The organism is Blautia sp. Sow4_E7 (genome assembly GCF_052116245.1).
Lineage (GTDB): Bacteria > Bacillota > Clostridia > Lachnospirales > Lachnospiraceae > Blautia_A.
On the sequence record NZ_JBQKLL010000002.1, the window covers coordinates 64,555 to 84,098 of the forward strand.

The following is a 19,544-nucleotide window of genomic DNA, read 5'->3' on the forward strand; positions in this document are numbered from 1 at the left end:
TATAAACTATGGTTTAAGTCAAGAATTTTCTCTCTATTTGCTCCTGTTTCCTCTACGCTTTATGCCCGCCGATCTGACCATTCCGGTCTTTTGCAGTGGCTCCATCCAGAAGGTTCATTCCTTTCAGGATGGCATTTTTCCCAAACTTTTTCTTAATATCCAGCATGGCCTGCTGCATTTTCTTTTCCCGTTCCAGAAGGGCGGTATCTTCCTTTTTCTGCTCTTCTATGGCTGTATAATCTGTAAAAAGATCCAGCTGCTCCCAGGCTTCTTTCTGCTTCATTTCCCCTTCCGGGATCAGATCATTGGCAGTCAGGTAAATTCTGCGGACCAGCAAGGCCGGGTTTATGATCCGGTCATACAGACGCATCACAGCCTCTGTGATCAATTTCGTGGAGGAGGTCTGGCTCTTAAGGTTCTCTGTGCCGTGGGCATGTTTGGGAACCTGACGGCCATAATGGTCAGTGGTAACTGGCCCTCGGTAGCGTTTCCGTATTGCCGGATCTGTCAGATTCTCAATGTCATAACCTACTGTAAGTACGATCTGGTCTGTCACCAACTTCTTCTCCACCAGATCCAGGGTGAGCATATCTGCCATTTCCTGTACTACCAGCCGCGCCTTGTCCGCCGTGTATGGACATTGAAGAACCTGGCCCGAGCAGATGCTGTTGGATTCCGGCTGGTAGGCTTTGATATGGGAAATCTGGCAGGGCTCCCATCCCCAGGCGTGGTCGATCAGGAGCTCCGCATTAATTCCAAACAGCTTATACAAAAGCTCCTCATTATAATAATCCCCGGGTCCTCCAATGGAGCAGCGGGCGATATCTCCCATGGTAAAAAGTCCGTTCTCTTCCAGCTTTTTTGCATAGCCTCTTCCTACCCGCCAAAAATCCGTGAGAGGACGGTGATCCCACAGCTGGCGCCGGTAGCTCATCTCGTCCAGTTCTGCGATCCGGACACCGTGTTCGTCTGCCGGAATGTGCTTGGCTACAATATCCATGGCGATCTTTGCCAGATAAAGATTGGTTCCGATTCCGGCTGTGGCGGTTATTCCTGTCGTCTCCAGCACATCCAGGATCATTTCACGGGCAAAATCACGGGCGGATCTGCCGGAAGCCGGAAGATAATGGGTGAGATCAATAAATACCTCGTCAATGGAATAGATATGGATATCTTCCGGGGCAATGTATTTCAGATAGATTTGATAAATCTGAGTACTCTTTTCCATGTAGTGTGACATTCTTGGAGGCGCCGTGACGTATCCGATGGCATACTCAGGATGGGCAAAAAGCTGGCCGGAATCGCAGGAGGTACCAGTAAATCTATGACCTGGGGCATGCTGCTGACGCATATGATTGGCTTTTTTTATCTGTTGCTCTACTTCAAACAGCCGCGCCCGTCCTGGAATGCCGTATGCCTTCAAGGCAGGAGAAACTGCAAGGCAGATGGTCTTAGAAGTACGGGAGGGATCTGCTACTACCAGGTTGGTGGTAAGGGGATCCAGGTGGCGCTCCTGGCATTCTACAGAGGCATAGAAGGACTTTAAATCTATGCATAGGTAGGTGTGACCGATGGGGATAGAGTGAATTTTATTTTCCTTCTTTTCATTTTTTGCGTTTTCCATGATAAAATAATTCCTGTCCAACTCTCGATTCTGTAATCTATATAATTATAATGATATATCGTCTTATTGTGCAAACACGAACAACTTTTAGTTTTTCTATACGGGTATCATTATAATATATTTTTGAAGTTAAAAAAAGGGATGAAAGATAAAAACAGCCTCTCCATTCCAAAAGAAGCTGTAATTATCAGGTATCAATCTTTTAATTTGAATTTCATATAAACCGGATCATGGTCGGAATAGGAATATCCGGTGTTGATGTCCTCGTATGAGGTACACTCAATGTTGTCTGAAATAATAAAGCCATCCAAAGTGACGGTATAGGTCACATCTGGCACATACTCCATATCTGCATTTCTGGCGCTGTTCCAGAGATTGTCACGTTCTTCCTGGGTGAGAAGGTCAATCCCGAAGAAAAAATGCTCTGGGAGCTCTTCCCGTGGGAATGGATACGCCCAGGACTCTCTTTCCCCGGTATCTTCTTTCGATGCCTTCAGATCATGGTTAAAATCACCGCCGCAGAGCACATAATTTCCCGCTTCATATTCCTTTTCCATATCTGCAGCCAGCATACCGATCTGTCCTTTTCGGATCTCATCGCTGTTTCCGTAAGCAGACATATGTAATGCAAAAATTACCAGCTCTTTCCCATTTTCTACCGGGACCCTGGAAATGCTGTAGCATCTGTCCAGATCAAAAAACTTGGTAAAAGAGGTGGATACCGGGAAGCTTCTTCGAAGGGCTGAAGTTACCGGATATCTGGAAAACAGGCCGATTCCAGACTTGCTGCTGCCATGTGGCTGGGTAAATGGGTAAAATAAAAAAGCAGAATCATAGTTCTGGGCAAATACATAGTAATAATCCGGGAAATGATCTTTTAAGATCGAATATTCATCTACATGATAGCTTCTTGTGGAATCCAGGTCGATTTCCTCGATCATGGCAAAATCCGGAGCATAAGAAGCTGCCAGCGCCCCTGCCCCCTGCACCGTTTCCAGAACACTGTCCTTGCTCTTCGCCCAGGAGGATTTTCCTCCATCCATGAAAAAGCTGAAATCCGGAGTGTATGCACCGAAACCAATATTATAGGTCAGCGCTGAATACTCTGTGTCTGTGGTAAGTTTATTTTCCTCCGTATCTTCACGATTTCTGGCCGTTTCTACCTCCAGCTGCTGATTATCCGGGATGCGGTGATAGCTTGCAAACAGATAAATAAGATATCCGCCCAGCAAAACCAGAACTGCTCCTAATATGATTCCAAGGACTTTTAATATTTTTTTCATACGCTGACTCCTTTTGGTTATGGCAGAGACAGATTTTCCCTGCTTAAAGATATAAAAATGGTAACATAAAATGAAAAGATTCTCAAGCCAGTATTTATTTTCAGCCTTAATTTCCGTTTCTGTTCTTAATTGTTAAAAAATATGATTTATTTCAAAAAAATGATTGACAATGCGAAATCCCAGGACTATAATGCAGTCATCGAGCACGAAGATGTACTTAATGATCATCTTCGTGCTCTCTTTTTATGTAAGAAAAAGAATTCTACCGGCGGAACTTATTTCATCAAATTTTCAAAAGATTACGAAGGGAGCTAATGATTATGAAAGACGTTATCAAAGTTTCAACTGTTGCATTTCATGCTATCTGGGGTGACAAAGAAGCGAATCTGAATAAAATGAAAGGTTATATTGAAGCCGCTGCAGCGGAAGGCTCCAATCTTGTTGTATTTCCGGAGATGGCCCTGACCGGTTATGATGATGAGGAAGAAAAAGCAAAACCAGATAAGATGCAGTCCCATCTGGCAGAATTAGTACCAGGACCTTCTTCCCTGGAAATTGCAGAATTAACGAAAAAGCTTGGCATTTATGTAGCTTTCGGAATGCCGGAGCGGGATGAAAAGGATCCTTCTACCATTTATAACTCCGCCTGTGTCTGCGGACCATTAGGTGTGATCGGTGCTTACCGGAAAATCCATCTTCCTTATCCGGAACCACACTGGGCAACCAGAGGCAGCAAGCCTTTCATCTTTGATACTCCGTGGGGACCGGTTGGTCTGGCCATCTGCTATGACTCCTATTGCTTCCAGGAATTGATGAGATATTATGCTGCAAAGGGCTGTCGCCTGTATATCAACTGTACCGCACTTGCCAAATGCCACGGCATTGCTCTTGGCTCCACCACTCTGGAAGCCGGCTGCATTACCAATCAGATCTATATCGTTTCTGCAAACCTTGCAGGAACTGATAAATACAATGTTTTCTGGGGCGGCTCCAGTATTATCGGGCCGAGCACCAATTTCTGGGAAGCAGAATATTTTGCCGGTTATCCATTTACAGACCCGCGTGCAATCCAGGCAAAAATGTACACGGCAACCATTGATCTTACCCTTGCAACCAGAGAAAAGTTTGAACCAAACTCCCTGATTGATGGAAAAACAGATTTCCGCCCGGCTATTTATAAAGAGCTTTATGAGGATCTGCTGAAGGATCCGAAATTCCAGGAATGATAAGTTATCACGGCAGTCGCCAGAGCCTCATGCAAGCATAGACTTTAGCTCGTTGCCCGCGTAAAAAAGACCTCCTGCATGGTATATTTTTATTTATACCATGCAGGAGGTTTTTACTTTCACCTGCAAACCCAAGTCCAGATTTCCGACAATTGCAGCGGACATATCAGGATACTTTCACCGGAATACTGATCTCCGTTACAAATTTCTCAGTGTCATTGGTGAGGCCGTAATCGATCATGGTAATCTCCCGTGAAAAACCGGCAACTTTAAGATTATGTTCCTGAATATAATTCATCAGTTTTTCATACTGGGCAGGTGCTTCTTTGTGGCTGCCGCGAAAACGGACGGAAACGCATGGCGTTTCCTGAAGGTGGATCACAGTTCCATCGTACTGGTCTTCCTCGTCCAGCAGAAGAAAAATCCCGTTGTATTGCTGGAACTGCCCTTTCAGCAGCTGTTCCGCTGCTATGCCAACCCCTACCTTTCCCAGAAAAATAAGCGCCTCTTTTTGCTTCTGTTCCAGCTTTCGGATCGGTGTCTCCATGTCAACAAACTCTTTAATAGTAAGGTTATCTTCCATCCATACCAGGCGGCAGGCCATGGCTGTTGTAAGCGCGATCACATCCAGCACAGAATTTCTGGCATTCTTTAGCTGATTTAACCGGTTGCCGATCTTTCGCTCGATCCGCTTTAATTCCTGTTCCCTTTTTATAACAATTTCCTTTTGCTGCTGAAGCTTTTCCTCCATTTTATCAAGGTCACGGTTCTGGAGAAAATCCGCAATTTCGTTCAGTGGCATGTCAAGGGCCCGCAGGTAGCGGATGGTGTTCAGCGGCTCAAACTGGCGGGTGCTGTAATAGCGGTAGCCAGTCTCCGGATCCGTCACCTCGGGAACCAGAAGCCCCATGGCTTCATAATGTCTGAGGCTGCTGACACTTAGATGAAACATCCGGGCTACTTCGCCGATCTGAAATAAATCTTTGCTTTCCATAACTGGTCTCCTTTATGAAAAAACGGCATTTCTTTCCTTTCGGTTGATAACCGTAAACGCGATCACACAGATGATCACAGACAAAAGGGAGCCTGTAGCCGTGGCAAGTCCCATAGGCAGAAGCGTGGCCGGGAACAGCCTGGAAGTAAGATATACCCCAGGAACACGTACCAGCACAATTGCAGTAATATTATGTAAAAAGGACAATCCTGATTTTCCGCAGGCACAGAAATAGCCGCTGAAGCTAAAGTGAACACCTGCAAAAATAACATCAAAAATATACCCCCGCAGATACTGCCCACCTGCCAGGATCACGCCCTGGTCTGTGGTAAACATTCCCACAACCGGTTCTGCAATAAACTGGATCAAAACTGTCACGATCACACCAAATCCAACTGCGATCATAGTGGCATAGCGAAGCACCTCTTTTGCCCGCTCCGGCTTTTTTGCCCCAATATTCTGTGCGCCGAGAGCCGATACTGTAGAGAGCATGGAGGATGGCACCAGGAACAAAAAGCTGATGAACTTTTCCACGATCCCCACTGCTGCTGCATCGGTAAGGCCTCGTCTGTTTGCAATAATCGTTATGATGATAAAGGCCACCTGGATCAGTCCGTCCTGGCAGCAGATGGGAATTCCGATCTGCAGGATTTTGCCCATAATCTGTCTTCTGGGTTTAAAATCAGCCCTGGAAACAGAAATCCCTGTTTTTTTCCGTAAAATCACCGTAAGGGCAATGAGCACGCTGATGGTCTGGGAAAGGGTTGTTCCAAGAGCCGCACCAGCCGGGCCCAGATGAAGGGCACCCATAAATACATAGTCAAGCACAATGTTTGCCCCACATGCAATGGCAATGAAATACATGGGGCTTTTGGAATCACCCATTCCACGGAAAATGGAACTGATAATATTATAAGCTGTGATAAACGGGATTCCAATAAAACAGATGGTCAGGTATGTAATGGTGCCGGAAACAGCTTCTGCCGGTGTGGACATCACTGCCACAATAGGCTTCACCAGTAAAAGCAGAACTGCCGCCAGCAGGATGGATACTGCCATAAACAGGGTAACGGAATTTCCAATATCAAGAGCTGCCTGCTTCTTGTTCTTTCCTCCGATGGCCTGGCCGATGGTGACTGTGGTACCCATGGCAAGTCCCACGATCATAACCGTCAACATATGCATGACCTGGCTTCCCACAGAGACAGCTGTGGTACTGGCAACACCCTCGAACTGGCCTATGATAAACAGGTCCGCCATTCCATAAAGGGTCTGTAAAAAGTAAGATAAAAGGTATGGCAGTGAGAAATAAACAATATTTTTGAATACACTGCCTGTGGTAAGATCTTTCTCCAAAGGATTTCTCCTCCTTTCTCTTAACTATCTTACCATAAACCCTACATTGGTTGTAGAGTCAAGTTGAAATCTTACTATTTTTCTTGCTGATTTTCCCATCAGTTATTATGATCAAAATTTTTTGCCACGGATTTCACTCTGTTTTTCTTGGCTTCATACAGACTGGCATCTGCATGGGACAAGGCATCATGTAAAGTCAGGTCCTCTTCTGCTTCCATCAGATACGTTCCCACTGAGACGGTAACATTATAGGCTTTTTCACTGGTACGGTTAAAATCCTGGAATGCCTGATGGATCCTGTTTCTAAAGTCCCTGCCCTGGTCTTCCTTTTCGTATTTCAGCACGCAGGCATACTCATCGCCGCCGATCCGTCCGGTAATGCCCTCTTCCTGTACAATATCCGCCAGGATTTCCCCGATCAGTTTCAAGGAAAAATCCCCTTCATCGTGGCCGTAGCGGTCGTTGATGATCTTCAGATTGTTCATATCAATGTAGGCAAACAAGGTCCTGTGTCCCTGTGTTTTCAACTGTGACACCAATTCTTCTGCAGATAAATGAAAGCCTCTCCGGTTCAGGATTCCGGTAAGGGCGTCAGAGTGTCAGATCACAGATCAGCAGTCCGTACAGCATTTCATTGGAAAAAAGGGGAAGACATACCAGATTGCTGCGGGATCCGGATAGTTCTGCCAGATGGAATAAATCCTTTTTCGCCACTCGCTGCCTTGCTCCCGGGACGGATCTTACCATCCCATTTTCCAGGATTGCTTTTAAGTACAGCTGATCCGGACAGACAAATTTTTTTCATTTATATTCTTATCCTCTCTTTTGCAAGAAAATATCTAATCCCAGGGTATTCGCCAAGCGAATTGTTTTCTCTAATTCTGCAGTTGGCTTACCACGTTCAACATCAGAAATAAAAGTGACGCTTAAGCCTGTAAATTCAGCTAAATATAACTGAGTATAATGTAATTCTTTTCTTCTTGTTTTCAATGCGATACCTAATGATTTAGAATCCGTGATTTTCATAATTCACCTCGTCTAGCCTTTCAATATATGCCGTACGGCTAAATTTTAGTCCTAATTTATTTTTTATGCCGTACGGCTGTTTTTAATAATTACAATTATATTTATGCCGTACGGCTATGTCAAGCTAAAAAATCAGTCCATTTATTCCCAGTGTATTTTCATTTTTAGAGCACATACTAGCAATGTAACATCAAACAAAACAACAATGAACCAAGGAGGAAAATGATTATGTCAAACAATACTTCTTCTAACAAAGCAGCTGTACCAGAAGCAAAGGGCGCATTAAATCGTTTCAAATTTGAGGTTGCAAATGAGCTGGGTGTGCCGCTTACAGACGGATACAACGGAAACCTTACTTCCAAACAGAATGGTAGTGTAGGTGGCTATATGGTGAAAAAGATGATCGAGGCTCAGGAAAGATCCATGTCCGCAGGACAGAGCGTCCAGAGTGGTCAGTACTAATCTGAAAATAGCCTGATTAGAAAAAAACACAGGGCATTACTTACTCCTCACCGAGAAGCAGGTAATGCCCTGTTTCAATGTCTAATGGTTCTTTTCCAGCTTCCGCATATGCCACAGATACACGATCATGATCGCGCCGCCTGTGAAGATCCAGGAAGCGACGTAAACGTTCATCAGCATTTCGAAGGTGGGAACCAGCTTGAAAATGGTGACCAGCCAGATCATGCGGAAAACCACAGTTCCAAGAATTGTGATAATGGATGGCTCCAGGGATTTTCCCATTCCCCTGAGGGCTGCGCTTTCCACTTCGTAAGTAGCGGTAAGTCCCTCCAAAGAACATACCCGGTGCATACGGATCAGGCCGAAGGCTGCCACTCCTGCGCTGGTGGTATAGATGCTCACAAAGAAATCATCCCAGATCATAAATACAATACTGAGGATTTCCGTGAAGCCCATTCCAAACAACAGGCAAAGCCAGAATACCTTTTTACACCGTTTCAGATTTCCAGCACCGAAATTCTGACTGGTAAAGGTAACCGCAGCCTGTGCAAAGGCAGCTGCAATGTCATATGTAAAATACTCGAAATTCAGCGCCAATGAAGAACCAGCAATTGCATCCTCCCCGAAGGAGTTGATCCCGCTCTGGATAAACATATTGGAAACAGAGAAAATAGCCCCCTGTATTCCTGCCGGAATTCCAATGGCCAGAACCTTGGACAGCTCACTTTTATTAATATGCATTCTGGAAAAACTGAACTGGAATTCATCATCTCTTTTCCGAAGATGATGAATAACCAAAGATGCACTTAGTACATTGGATATTACTGTCGCAATGGCCACACCGGAAACGCCCAGGTGAAAGCAGATCACCAGAAACAGATTCAGAATAACATTTACGATTCCAGAGGTAAACAGGTAGTACATCGGCCTTCTGCTGTCCCCATAGCTTCGCAAAATAGCCGAGCCAAAATTGTAAATAGTCATAAATGGCAGACTGATAAAGTAGATCCGAATGTACAAAAGAGCCTCACTCATAACACTTTCCGGTGTTCCAGATGCCTCCAGCACCACTTTCGCACACAGCATGCCAATGATCATGAGCAAAAAGCCCAGTATTGCACCAAAAGTGAGTATGGTATGCAGCATACCGCTGATCCTCTCCCGCTTTTTCTGGCCGATCAAGGTTGCCAGAGCTGCATTTGGTCCAACCGACATTCCCACCAGCAGATTCACAAAAATGCCTACAAGCGCCACACAGCTTCCATTTAAGCTTTATACGCTCAGCTTCTTCTCCATGATCCAGCCGCTGATCAGGTACAGCACTGCTGCAATGGCAAATGCGGCTGCGATGTACAGGACAAAGGTAAGTTCTGTGCTTTGCAGAACCGGGATCAGATCCAATGCCTTTCCAATAACAGCGGATATTACCATGAAGATAAGGAAGCCTGCAACGCCGCTGCCCTTTTTGCCGGCAAGAACGCTGGCGGACAAGATCACGGACAGGTCCGCATTCACAATGTAAACGATCCAGCTTGCCAGCAGACCAAAGAAATAGAAAGCGGCTTCTGCCGGGGTAAAGGTCACCGACCAGTTTATTTCCATAAAGGAGCTTACTAGATTGATCATCTCTTTCAAACCGCCAATGTAAAGGGTTGCAACGGTCACATCAAGAGCTGCCAGCAGTGCAAAAAATGCCCCTGCCATTACGATGGAAATGCCGTTCTCCAGAATCTTGGCACCAAGGATTTCATAGCTGCTCTTTGGTGTAAGAAACAGCATGTAGCTCTGTTTGGTATTCAGGTCGCGATACAGGGCATTCACGCTCTCTATTCCAATGTAAATAACACCAAATACGGCACACATGAACAGGAACACAATTCCGATTGCCAGAAGATTATCCTTTTTCAAAAATACACCTAACAAAAATGCAATTTCCGCAACTGCAGTGATCACCAGCAGAACCAGCTTGGAAAATGCTGTTTTCCGAAGCTCGTATTTCATCAACTTTAACATACTTCTTCTCCTCCATGTCCATAGATTTCACGGTACAGATCCACTACGGATTTATGCTGATCGATCCGAAGCTCCTCTACCATGCACTGCTTAGCCAATACGCCATCCTTCATAAAAATAGCCGCATCTGCTACACGTTCCAGTTCGTCTACAAGATGACTGGAAACCACCAGTGTCACATCTGGATCTATGGCTTCCAGAATGCTCTTCATGATCTGGTCTCTTGCCAGAAGGTCAATGCCGTTCAGGGGTTCGTCAAGTAAATACAGCCTGGCGGCTCTTGCCATGGTAACTGCGATCTTCAGCTTGGCCATCATGCCGGAGGACAGCTTCTTCGCCTTCATGTCCTCTGTAAGCTCCATACGGGAAATCATCTGTCTGTATTTCTCCATGGAAAAATCTTCAAAAAAGTCCTCGTAATATTTTCCCACATCTGCAACGGACATCCAGCTGTAAAAATAGGGCTCTGTGGACATATAGGCAATTTCCTTCTTGCTCTCTTTGCCGATAGGGTTTCCCTGATACAGGATTTCACCGCTGGTTGGCTTCACAAGTCCTGCCACCATTTTCATCCAGGTGGTCTTGCCGCTTCCGTTGGGACCAAGCATAGCGTATACAAGTCCTGGCTCCAGCTGTAAGGATACCTGGTTCACAGCAGTCTTACTGCCGTATTTCTTCGTTACTTCTCTGCTCTCTAAGATCATTTTCATACACTCCTCGTCTATTTCGACTGTTCTTCCTCCAGAAGTCCGATCGCCTCGGCTCTGGAAAAACCAAGCTGCTCCATTCCCTCCAGAAATTCCCGGATCAGAGTCCCTGCCATCTCTTCTTTCAGCTGCCGAACCTTCCCTGGATCTTCTGTTACGAAAGTTCCCATCCCGCGTCTGGTAAAACAGACACCTTCCATCTCCAATTCTTTATATACGCGGCTGACCGTATTGGGATTAATGGTATACGCAACTGCCAGCTCACGCACCGATGGAAGCTTCACTCCTGGAGACAGCTTACCTGTTACAATATCCCTTTTAATGGAATTTGCTGCCTGGAGATAAATAGGCAGCGATGAATTATATTCCATGTCGTCCTCCTTTTCTGTATCTCTGTAATAGTTAGATAGTACACTAGTGATATGCTTTTGTCAAGGGGTTCTATTATAAAATTTATAGAAAAAAGACATTGTCCTCTTCTTCCTGCAAAGAAGCAAACAATGCCCTTGTTTCTATACGATCTTATTTTCCATATTTTCTATCTGATATCCAGCAAACCGCAGCTTTTTTTGTCTTACGCCATATCCACCGCAAACAGCGCCGCTCCCAGTGCTCCGCAAAGCTGGGCTTTCTCACTGATCACCAGTTTGGTTCCAAGCTTCTCTTCCAGAGTCTTCACAAGACCTCTGTTCTTAGAAACACCGCCTGTCATCATATATTTTTCTTCGCCGCCTACACGTTTGGCAAGTGCAGCAGTTTTCACTGCAACTGCCTTATTCAGACCGTGAACAATATCATCCGTGGCTTTATTCTGTGCGATCAGGGAAACCACTTCAGACTCTGCAAATACGGTACACATGCTGGAAATGGTGATATCCTCCTTAAATTCCAGCCCGCATTCACTCATCTGATCCAGATCCATTTCCATGGTGCGGGCCATCATTTCCAGAAAACGCCCGGTTCCGGCTGCACATTTGTCGTTCATAACAAAGTTTGCCACAGCGCCATTTTCGTCCAGACGGATCACCTTGCTGTCCTGTCCGCCGATATCAATCACGGTACGCACCTCCGGATCCAGGAAATGGGCGCCTCTTGCATGACAGGTGATCTCTGTAATGCTCTTATCTCCGCTCTTAATGGCAGTACGGCCATAGCCAGTGGTAACAAGTGCATCAATGTCTTCCCGCTGCAGTCCTGCCTTATCCAGTGCCTCGGATAAAGCTCTCTCCGCTCCAATTGCCGCACCTGCACCGGTTGGCAGGATAATGCTTGTCACGATCTCATGCTCTTTATTTAAGATCACCACATCTGTACTGGTGGAACCACTGTCAATTCCTGCAAAATATCCTTTTCCCATTTGACCTTTATCCTTTCTGTCTCCCGCTTCTGTCTGCTCCAATGTCTCCGGCTGAATACTCTCTGCAAAAGCCTCCAGTCTGGTTAGCAGCTGTCCGCTGCTCTGGATGGTATAATCGGATTCTATTTTCAAAAGAGGCACATCCGTGTGGTTCTTAATGTCCGCATATTCAAAACTGTAGAAATCACAAAATTTCACTGTATGATAAATGATCCCGGCTATGGATGGATCGTTGTATAGTTTCTTCCGTCCAGTGGGATCCATCATTCGCATGCAGGGGATCTGACCAAGAATTTCGCCAGCATACCAGTCCATAAGTCTGTCAAACTGTTCCTCTGAAATTTTGTGATCTGCGGCGTCTTTATTTTCCAGAAGATATTCCTCCGGCGGCAGAACACTTCCCACTGACCGGTTATGCACACAGGTATCATTCTCAACCGGATATGGCATAGCCTTACTCGTCATCTCGAACAGTTCCTGTCCCATTCTGGCACCAAGTACTGCAATATGTGGTTCTGTAATTTTCTCCGGTGCCTGAAACGCATCTGCAAAAGCATTAGGATCAAAAGCGGTTCCTTTATACTCCCCATAGGCCTTCGCAAGCCCCTTCAGCTGCATCGCCATTCTTTCCCGGCTGCAGGCACTGTCACAATGGAGTACATCCAGAATGTAAAGAAAATCCAGCTTGCCGCTTTCCAGAAGGATATCATAAACACTCCGGATGGTATCGCAGCAGCTTACCAGCACAAGTTCCTTTATTTTCCCCTCCATCACTGCTTCCAGAAGGGTCTTTCCGAAGCCACAGATATTCGGATGCGCCACCTGGTCAGCCAGGTCAAAGCCATCCGGCATATGGTTGAAATTTTCACATTCCCCGCCAAAGGCTTTTAAAAGCTCAATGGGGGTGTATTTACAGACGTAATAAACCTTATTCATTCCTATCTTTTCCATTAAGAGCAAAATTTTTCCTGCGTGACCAATTTTATCACACACCACTTTCACCTGCAATGAAAAAATAAGCACCAATTACTTAAAGCCAGACAGTTCGAAAGTAATCGTGCTGTCTGGCTTTTTCTATATCTTATTTCTTTTTATTTATCTTTATTTATCTTACTCTGTGCCCCCCCCCGCAAACCACACTGCGGACTGTTTTTTCCAACACTGTGTCAAGAGGCTTGGCAATATGGGCGTTCATTCCCGCTTCCATACAGTGTTTTACATCTTCTGAAAAAGCATTTGCAGTCATGGCAATGATGGGAATTGTCCGGCCTAACGGGTTGCTTCCGTTTCGGATCGCTCTTGATGCATCCAGGCCATTCATTCTTGGCATCTGGATATCCATAAGGATTGCATCATATTCTCCTAGTCTTACGGTCTTAAATGCCTGGACAATCTGTTCACCATTTGGATAGATGGTACATTCTGCATTGTACATATGGAGAATTTCTTTCAGGATCTCCGCATTCAGTTCGTTATCCTCTGCGCAAAGGAAACGCATTCCCTGAAGAATGGATCTATTGTTTTTATCAACAGAAGTATTCGTATTTGTCCTTTGCAATTGCCATCTCTAGATTCGACAGGAAAAATGGTCTTGGAACAATGCCATCTACATCATTAGTCAGAATCTGAGCCTGTACCTGTTCATTCAAGACATAATCCACGCTAAAAACCAATACTTCATTTTTCGCCGCTGTCCGTAAGAAATCTGTAATTTGTTTTAATGCGCCATTATTTTCACATCCGGACAACAATATTACATCTGTACTTTCCTGTGCCAGCCATTCTCCTGCGGTTTGAATTGTGCTTACAGCATAAAAAGCAACAGAAAACAGGCTCACGGCTGCACGGATATTTGCAGTCAGCAATTCATTGTCTGAAATAAGCAGGATTCTTTCTTCGCCAATTGAATATGCTTTTCTTGTGTCAACAGGGAATGTCAAAATCACCTGAAAACTGCTGCCCTGTCCAGGTTCACTTTCAACATGGATCTCACCGTCCATAAGTTCCACTATGTTCTTAGTGATTGCCATGCCAAGTCCGGTTCCCTGTACTTTATTGGGCACAGAGTTCTCTGCTCTTGTAAATGGTTCAAAAATATGCTGTACAAACTCAGGTGCCATTCCGTACCCGTTATCTGTCACTGTACAGATGAACTTTGCATGATCCGGCACATCACAGGAAACCTCTGCGAAATCCAGTATGATATCTCCTCCTTCAGGAGTATATTTCACTGCGTTTGATAAAGATTCAGAATAATCTGTCTCAGGCGTACTCCGTCACAGAGCACATACTCATGGACAATGCCATTTATATGAATGCGGAAATTTTGATGACGCTCGTTAGTCTGTGGACGGATCATACTGTCAATCTGCCCCAGTTCCTCTGCAAGACTGACATTTTCCACATTTAGCGTAACCTTCTGGGACTCAATTCTGCTCATATCCAGAATATCGTTGATCAGTCCGGTAATTCCCACAATGGCGTTCATCGGAGTACGGATGTCGTGAGACATATTGGACAGGAAATCGCTTTTCGCCTTGCTTGCCGCTTCCAGCTCCACATTCAGTTTTTCAAGCTTTTCATTATTGCTTTCAACAATCTGCAACTCTTTTCGTTGCTGCCTTCTCTGCAGCCAGAATATAATTACTCCACTTACACAGCACATAAATATAGCGAAGACCAGAACGATCCGGATTGTTGTATTCACCAGATCTACCGTATTCAGGGCCACTGCATCTGATCTTACAAGAAACACCAGTGTCCACTCCGCATTTTCCATCTGATACATGGAATAAAAGTATTCCTTATTATCCAGCACAGCATTGGAGTAGGTAAGACCATTTTCTTCTAATTCTTTCTTTGCTTCCTCGAAAGTGCTTCCATGACGATACTCCATATTTTTCAGTACCGTATACACATTATAGCCACTAAGCAGATTATTGGCGTTACTGCTGCTAAACAGTTTTAATCCATCACTGTCAATTACATAAATGCTGCTGTCATCTTCATATGCCTCACACTTAAAATAAGGCTCCAGCTCAGTCATATCATGAGCCATTCCATAATAGATGATCTAAAAATACTCCAATTCCCAGTACAACAAGCACTGCCATTGTAGCAACAATCCTTGTTACCAGAACTGCCGCCCTCTCCTTTGGGACAGGGCGTGCTGTTGCAGTTTTTTTCATCGATTTTACTCCCAAACAATATCAGACGCAGAGAAAGTATCAAACTGGCTAAGATACTCCTCGCAAACAGTAAGCCCCACAATACCGGTATCCTGGATATTTCCTTCCTCCTGCACGGCATCAGAAGCACCACATATAACAACTGTGTATGTTTTGTCTTTTTCGATTGTAAAATTATCCGGAGTAACCAATGTATACGGGAAAAGATGTTCTCCATCACCGAATTTGTCAAATCCGGTTTCTGCCAGTTCCTCTATCCGCGCTCCTGTAAGGGTTGCCGTCTGAATGGTTCCCGTCCATCCGGTAGGCAGCATGGCTGTAATCTCCTGCTCCGTGATCGGAATGGCATACAGCGGACACTGTACTCCTTTTGTATTCATGGCAGTGTCCCCCTCCATGGTATACCATTTATTGGTAGACACAAGGGCAAGATCTGCATCAGCAGCTTTGGCAAAACAGATTCCTACCAGTTTGGCACAATCTGTTTTCTCTATTTTTTCTGTCACTGTGGTATAAACCCTCTCAGAATTATCCTGGAGCAGATTCTGTTCTGCATCAATTTCTGCTGCCACATCTGAGGCACTGCACTCTCCTTTCATAAAAGAAAGCATCTTTTCTCCAACACCAGCGGATAAATCCTCCCATCCATCGTAAATAAGTGGCGCCACATAGCCCTCATTCAAAGCATCTTCCATAGATTTATAAGCACTGTCTTCCGGGATTTCAAAATCTTTCAGCGGGATCAGAACATCACTCTGTTCAGCGGCACTTAAGGAACACATACCGTCTACAGTACTGATGATCTCCATAACGTGAAGTGCATCCTCCAGTTTCTGTTCATTTCCGTTCTCTTCCAGTTTTTTGTTTAATCCGATATATTTGGTCACATTGGCGATGTAGGCATTGCTGCTTCCATCTTCAGAAAGAAACGGCATGAAATCAAACTCATCCTCTGTATCCGTTCCACTGAAATTATTTACCGTTCCAAGCAGAAACAGGGTATTTCCTTCTGCCATGATCATTTTGGTATTGTAATCGTTTTTCTCGTCTCCATCCCCGTTCAGCATTCCAATGTCACGCCATTTATCCAGGGTATTCATGCTCTTTCGCATTTCCGGGGAATTGGAAATATTCTTATTTCCCTGCAGAAAATCATTCTGCCAGTAACGGCCGTTAATGGTATTCAGAAAATCCGTATCCAGTATGTTGCATAAATACTGGAAACCATAGCCCGGATACTGGATCTGGCAGAGAAGCAGATAGATCGCACCATTATCTGCCACATCATGAAGTCTGGTTTCAGAATAATTTCCCAGGAAATCATAGCCTGACATGTCGATCAACTTATCACTTAAATCCATCTGCCTCGGTGCATAAGCCTTTGTGCTGTAAATATCCGGCATATCTCCCGTTTCCAGCTTGGAAGATACATAGCTTGAATAATTATTACCACTATATGGGATTACTTCCAGATTGATCTCTAGATACTTCTCTTTCACCAGATCCACAAATGCGCTCATATCTTTATATGAGGATAAAATGGTAATCGGTTCATAGTCACTTTTAGACCCGTACCATCAAACGAGACAAAAAGTGGCAGTAAACACACTGCGGTTGCTTACTGCCACGTACAAAACACTCCCTGCTCTGTTTCAATTTCATAGCACTATACGTTCATTTATGTAAATTATAGATGAAAACACGCATATTATCAAGTAATAGTTGTCTGATTTCTACTAATTTAATCCCCCTCACCGTATAGCATTTCCAGAAACGCTCCAAGTCTGGTGGAGGTCTGTCCTTCTCCGCCGTGGCTTCGGTCGCAGCCATCACCATCCAGGATCAGAAGAGGCAGACCTGCTGCCTCAAACTTCTTCTTGGCCAGCTGGGCGGAACCCAGAGTATGTTTACATCCCCAGTGACCAAACCACACAACGCCGTCTGCACCAGCCTGTTTCGCATGACGGATCCCCGCTTCAATTCTGCGCAGGGCACTGCCGTTCAGGGAATGATAAACCATCCTTTTTGCCATAGCCTCAAAAGGCTTCTCCGGGTCAAAATCTGGCTCACAGGTTTCTGCCAGCTCGCAGCCTACGATCTGCGCCTTTTCGCTAAAACATAGTTCCTTACGGACCGCATCAGACCAGAATGGAATGGTATGCATCCAATAGATATGTTTTCCCCTTGCTGCGGGAGCTTTCTTTATATTTTCCAGCAGCTGCTGGGTGTATTTTTCCTCTTCCAAAGTTCCAAGCAAAAGATTATTAGTCATACCCGCATATAATGGGGTAACCAGATCCGCCGGAACATAGCGGTCTGCCCGGGCCTGCTGGTATTTTTCATAATTTTCCATTGTATGTTTGCTGCGGATAAGCCGCTTTGTCAACGCCTCTTCAGAAATTTTTTGTCCTGTATTCTTTTCCAGGAATTTCTTAAGTTCTTTCAACTGGTCTGCTACATACCAGACACTGTCTTCACCTTGCTGCCAGGGCACATCAATGGCAAAGGACGGCACCTGGTAAAAATCAGCCAGCGTACGGAAGGTAAGCAGATTGGCATCACAGGTCAGATTGGTATACACAATACATTTTGGCCTTGGAAGAAGTCCCTTTTTTGCCGCACCAAGAAATGTTTTGTGATAGCTGCATAAGGTTTCCGCGAATCCCTGATTTTCTGCCTGCTGTAAGAAGGCGCGCTCCGCCCTGCTTGCAGAAAGATAACAGGAAAAGCCCTCCACATTATAGGGATGCAGACCCACCTCCTGAAGCATTTCACAAGGGGTAAAAATACTTACAATAGCGGAACTTTCCGGATTTTTCAAAGGGTGAAGCATAGTATCCATCATCAGGTGCGCCAGGTACTGATCCGCTGGCATAAGCCGTTTATCCGGCGCAAACTGAAATTTCAGGTTCTGCGCCTCCCAGCCAGTCTTCAGCAGCCACCTTGCACCCTTTGGCTTTGTGTTTGTTAAATCTTCTACATAATGACCAAATGTCTCAATAATTTCCATCGTCTAGTCTTCCTCATTATGATTATTCTTTTGTTTCCTATTGTCTTCATTCTCCATCTGTGCCTTCGCCTTGCGCCCGATTCCGGCATTGCTGTTCATAATGCTGGCGCGGGTGATCTTGTCGTTCCCAAATTTCATGCGGATGGCGTCAAGAGTGGCATCCAGTTTCTGCCTCTGTTCCTTTTTTGCACGGTCTTCAAACAGGGACATCTGTTCGAACCCATCTTCCGTAAGTCCGGTGAGAGCCACACCGATCAGCCGCAGCGGCTGTCCCTTCCAGAACTCCTGGAACAGCTTTCTGGCGTTGGCATAGATCTCATCCGTTACATCTGTGGCACTTCCAAGCTTCATCTGGTGGGAACGGTTCTTGAAATCCAGGGTTCGGAAGGTAACGGAAATGCAGGTGCACTTCTTCCCCTTCCGCCTCATTCTGGTGGCGACCACATCGCATTGTTCCAGTAAAATCGGCTGGATCTGCTCCATGGATACAATATCATCATTAAATGTCTTTTCTACACTAAAGCCCTTGCTCTCCTCCGGCACTTCCAGCACAGGGGACTCGTCGATGCCTCTGGCATACTGATAAAGCTGGTGCCCGGTCTTTTCCCCAAGAAGGGTCTGAATGGTGGACTCCTTTTCCCGGGCCAGTTCCCCTATGGTGCGGATTCCGAAATCTATCAGCTTCTTTTCCGAAGCCTTTCCCAGAAATAACAGGTCTCTTATAGGAAGGGGCCACATTTTCACCGGAATTTCTTCTGGAAAAAGGGTGTGCACTTTATTTGGCTTCTCAAAGTCTGACGCCATTTTTGCCAAAAGCTTATTGGTGGAAATTCCTATGTTTACTGTAAATCCAAGCTCCTGATAAATCCTGTCCTTTATCTCACAGGCTGTGGCGATAGGATCTGGATAGATCAGGGAAGTGCCTGTCATATCCAGAAACACCTCATCAATGGAAAAGGATTCCATTGCAGGGGCGTAGGACTTACAGATTGCTTTAAATGCCTGGGAATTTCTGGTATAAAGGCGAAAATCACTGGGAACCACAACCAGACCCGGGCATTTCCGAAGGGCCATGGCCACAGGCTCACCAGTCTGTACGCCGTATTTCTTCGCCGGAATGGATTTGGCGACTACGATCCCGGTACGGCTCTTGGGATCACCTCCCACTGCGGATGGAATTTCCCGCAGATCCGGCTCTCCATTTTTTACTCTGCGCGCTGCCTCCCAGGAAAGGAAAGCGCTGTTTACATCTACATGAAAGATTAGCCTTTCCATCCGCTTCACCTCCATGGGTATTT

The 19,544-nt window shown here is 45.3% G+C and carries 21 protein-coding genes; 2 read left to right on the plus strand and 19 right to left on the minus strand.

The window, feature by feature from the left end:
- Nucleotides 1–52 precede the first annotated feature (52 nt).
- A complete protein-coding gene (locus ACTQ50_RS01880) occupies nucleotides 53–1,624 on the minus strand; it encodes a Y-family DNA polymerase (RefSeq protein WP_441482736.1) in 1,572 nt (523 codons plus the stop codon).
- Nucleotides 1,625–1,818: 194 nt separating this feature from the next.
- Nucleotides 1,819–2,907 carry an endonuclease/exonuclease/phosphatase family protein gene (locus tag ACTQ50_RS01885; protein ID WP_441482737.1) on the minus strand — a complete coding sequence of 363 codons (1,089 nt, stop codon included), beginning with the start codon at nucleotides 2,905–2,907 and terminating at the stop codon, nucleotides 1,819–1,821.
- A gap of 320 nt (nucleotides 2,908–3,227) precedes the next feature.
- Between ACTQ50_RS01885 and ACTQ50_RS01890 the strand changes: the two genes are divergently transcribed.
- Nucleotides 3,228–4,133, plus strand: coding sequence for a carbon-nitrogen hydrolase family protein (locus ACTQ50_RS01890; RefSeq protein WP_226818855.1), 906 nt, complete (start codon nucleotides 3,228–3,230; stop codon nucleotides 4,131–4,133).
- A 166-nt stretch (nucleotides 4,134–4,299) separates the two neighbouring features.
- Here ACTQ50_RS01890 and ACTQ50_RS01895 read toward each other — a convergent pair whose 3' ends face one another.
- The 5 genes from ACTQ50_RS01895 to ACTQ50_RS01915 all read right to left on the minus strand — a co-directional run bounded on the left by ACTQ50_RS01895 (nucleotide 4,300) and on the right by ACTQ50_RS01915 (nucleotide 7,509).
- The gene (locus tag ACTQ50_RS01895; protein WP_441482738.1) at nucleotides 4,300–5,127 is read right to left on the minus strand and encodes a MerR family transcriptional regulator; all 828 of its coding nucleotides are present in this window, start codon (nucleotides 5,125–5,127) and stop codon (nucleotides 4,300–4,302) included.
- Between the two features lie 12 nt (nucleotides 5,128–5,139).
- A complete protein-coding gene (locus tag ACTQ50_RS01900; RefSeq protein WP_441482739.1) occupies nucleotides 5,140–6,483 on the minus strand; it encodes an MATE family efflux transporter in 1,344 nt (447 codons plus the stop codon).
- Nucleotides 6,484–6,581: 98 nt separating this feature from the next.
- Nucleotides 6,582–7,022: a GGDEF domain-containing protein gene (locus ACTQ50_RS01905; protein ID WP_441482740.1), complete on the minus strand. Its 441-nt coding sequence runs from the start codon at nucleotides 7,020–7,022 to the stop codon at nucleotides 6,582–6,584.
- Between the two features lie 52 nt (nucleotides 7,023–7,074).
- Nucleotides 7,075–7,230 carry a hypothetical protein gene (locus tag ACTQ50_RS01910; RefSeq protein WP_441482741.1) on the minus strand — a complete coding sequence of 52 codons (156 nt, stop codon included), beginning with the start codon at nucleotides 7,228–7,230 and terminating at the stop codon, nucleotides 7,075–7,077.
- 66 nt (nucleotides 7,231–7,296) lie between these two features.
- Nucleotides 7,297–7,509, minus strand: a complete 213-nt coding sequence (locus ACTQ50_RS01915) for a helix-turn-helix domain-containing protein (protein ID WP_226818845.1) — start codon at nucleotides 7,507–7,509, stop codon at nucleotides 7,297–7,299.
- Nucleotides 7,510–7,737: 228 nt separating this feature from the next.
- Here ACTQ50_RS01915 and ACTQ50_RS01920 point away from each other — a divergent pair, with 228 nt between their 5' ends.
- The gene (locus ACTQ50_RS01920; protein WP_441482742.1) at nucleotides 7,738–7,971 is read left to right on the plus strand and encodes a small, acid-soluble spore protein, alpha/beta type; all 234 of its coding nucleotides are present in this window, start codon (nucleotides 7,738–7,740) and stop codon (nucleotides 7,969–7,971) included.
- An 81-nt stretch (nucleotides 7,972–8,052) separates the two neighbouring features.
- Here the strand turns inward: ACTQ50_RS01920 and ACTQ50_RS01925 are convergent, their stop codons facing one another.
- From ACTQ50_RS01925 to ACTQ50_RS01980, 12 genes are all read right to left on the minus strand, one after another.
- Nucleotides 8,053–9,225: an MATE family efflux transporter gene (locus ACTQ50_RS01925; protein WP_441482743.1), complete on the minus strand. Its 1,173-nt coding sequence runs from the start codon at nucleotides 9,223–9,225 to the stop codon at nucleotides 8,053–8,055.
- A gap of 18 nt (nucleotides 9,226–9,243) precedes the next feature.
- Nucleotides 9,244–9,984, minus strand: coding sequence for a hypothetical protein (locus ACTQ50_RS01930; RefSeq protein WP_441482744.1), 741 nt, complete (start codon nucleotides 9,982–9,984; stop codon nucleotides 9,244–9,246).
- Complete coding sequence (locus ACTQ50_RS01935) at nucleotides 9,978–10,685, minus strand: ABC transporter ATP-binding protein (protein ID WP_441482866.1); 708 nt, start codon at nucleotides 10,683–10,685, stop codon at nucleotides 9,978–9,980. The genes ACTQ50_RS01930 and ACTQ50_RS01935 overlap by 7 nt, the downstream gene beginning before the upstream one ends.
- Before the next feature lie 20 nt (nucleotides 10,686–10,705).
- Entirely contained in the window at nucleotides 10,706–11,062 is a 357-nt protein-coding gene (locus ACTQ50_RS01940) for a GntR family transcriptional regulator (protein ID WP_441482745.1), read from the minus strand.
- A gap of 203 nt (nucleotides 11,063–11,265) precedes the next feature.
- Nucleotides 11,266–12,984 carry an acyl-CoA dehydratase activase gene (locus ACTQ50_RS01945; RefSeq protein WP_441482867.1) on the minus strand — a complete coding sequence of 573 codons (1,719 nt, stop codon included), beginning with the start codon at nucleotides 12,982–12,984 and terminating at the stop codon, nucleotides 11,266–11,268.
- Nucleotides 12,985–13,153: 169 nt separating this feature from the next.
- A complete protein-coding gene (locus tag ACTQ50_RS01950; protein ID WP_441482746.1) occupies nucleotides 13,154–13,606 on the minus strand; it encodes a response regulator in 453 nt (150 codons plus the stop codon).
- Nucleotides 13,575–14,279, minus strand: coding sequence for a sensor histidine kinase (locus ACTQ50_RS01955; RefSeq protein ID WP_441482747.1), 705 nt, complete (start codon nucleotides 14,277–14,279; stop codon nucleotides 13,575–13,577). The genes ACTQ50_RS01950 and ACTQ50_RS01955 overlap by 32 nt, the downstream gene beginning before the upstream one ends.
- Nucleotides 14,276–15,094, minus strand: a complete 819-nt coding sequence (locus ACTQ50_RS01960) for a sensor histidine kinase (RefSeq protein ID WP_441482748.1) — start codon at nucleotides 15,092–15,094, stop codon at nucleotides 14,276–14,278. The genes ACTQ50_RS01955 and ACTQ50_RS01960 overlap by 4 nt, the downstream gene beginning before the upstream one ends.
- Nucleotide 15,095: 1 nt before the next feature.
- A complete protein-coding gene (locus ACTQ50_RS01965) occupies nucleotides 15,096–15,236 on the minus strand; it encodes a hypothetical protein (RefSeq protein ID WP_441482749.1) in 141 nt (46 codons plus the stop codon).
- A 5-nt stretch (nucleotides 15,237–15,241) separates the two neighbouring features.
- Nucleotides 15,242–16,744 carry an extracellular solute-binding protein gene (locus tag ACTQ50_RS01970; protein WP_441482750.1) on the minus strand — a complete coding sequence of 501 codons (1,503 nt, stop codon included), beginning with the start codon at nucleotides 16,742–16,744 and terminating at the stop codon, nucleotides 15,242–15,244.
- A 233-nt stretch (nucleotides 16,745–16,977) separates the two neighbouring features.
- Nucleotides 16,978–18,246 (minus strand): 2-hydroxyacyl-CoA dehydratase subunit D, encoded by a 1,269-nt coding sequence (locus ACTQ50_RS01975; RefSeq protein WP_441482751.1) that lies wholly within the window; start codon nucleotides 18,244–18,246, stop codon nucleotides 16,978–16,980.
- 3 nt (nucleotides 18,247–18,249) lie between these two features.
- Nucleotides 18,250–19,521: a DNA polymerase Y family protein gene (locus ACTQ50_RS01980; RefSeq protein ID WP_441482752.1), complete on the minus strand. Its 1,272-nt coding sequence runs from the start codon at nucleotides 19,519–19,521 to the stop codon at nucleotides 18,250–18,252.
- Between the last annotated feature and the right edge of the window lie 23 nt (nucleotides 19,522–19,544).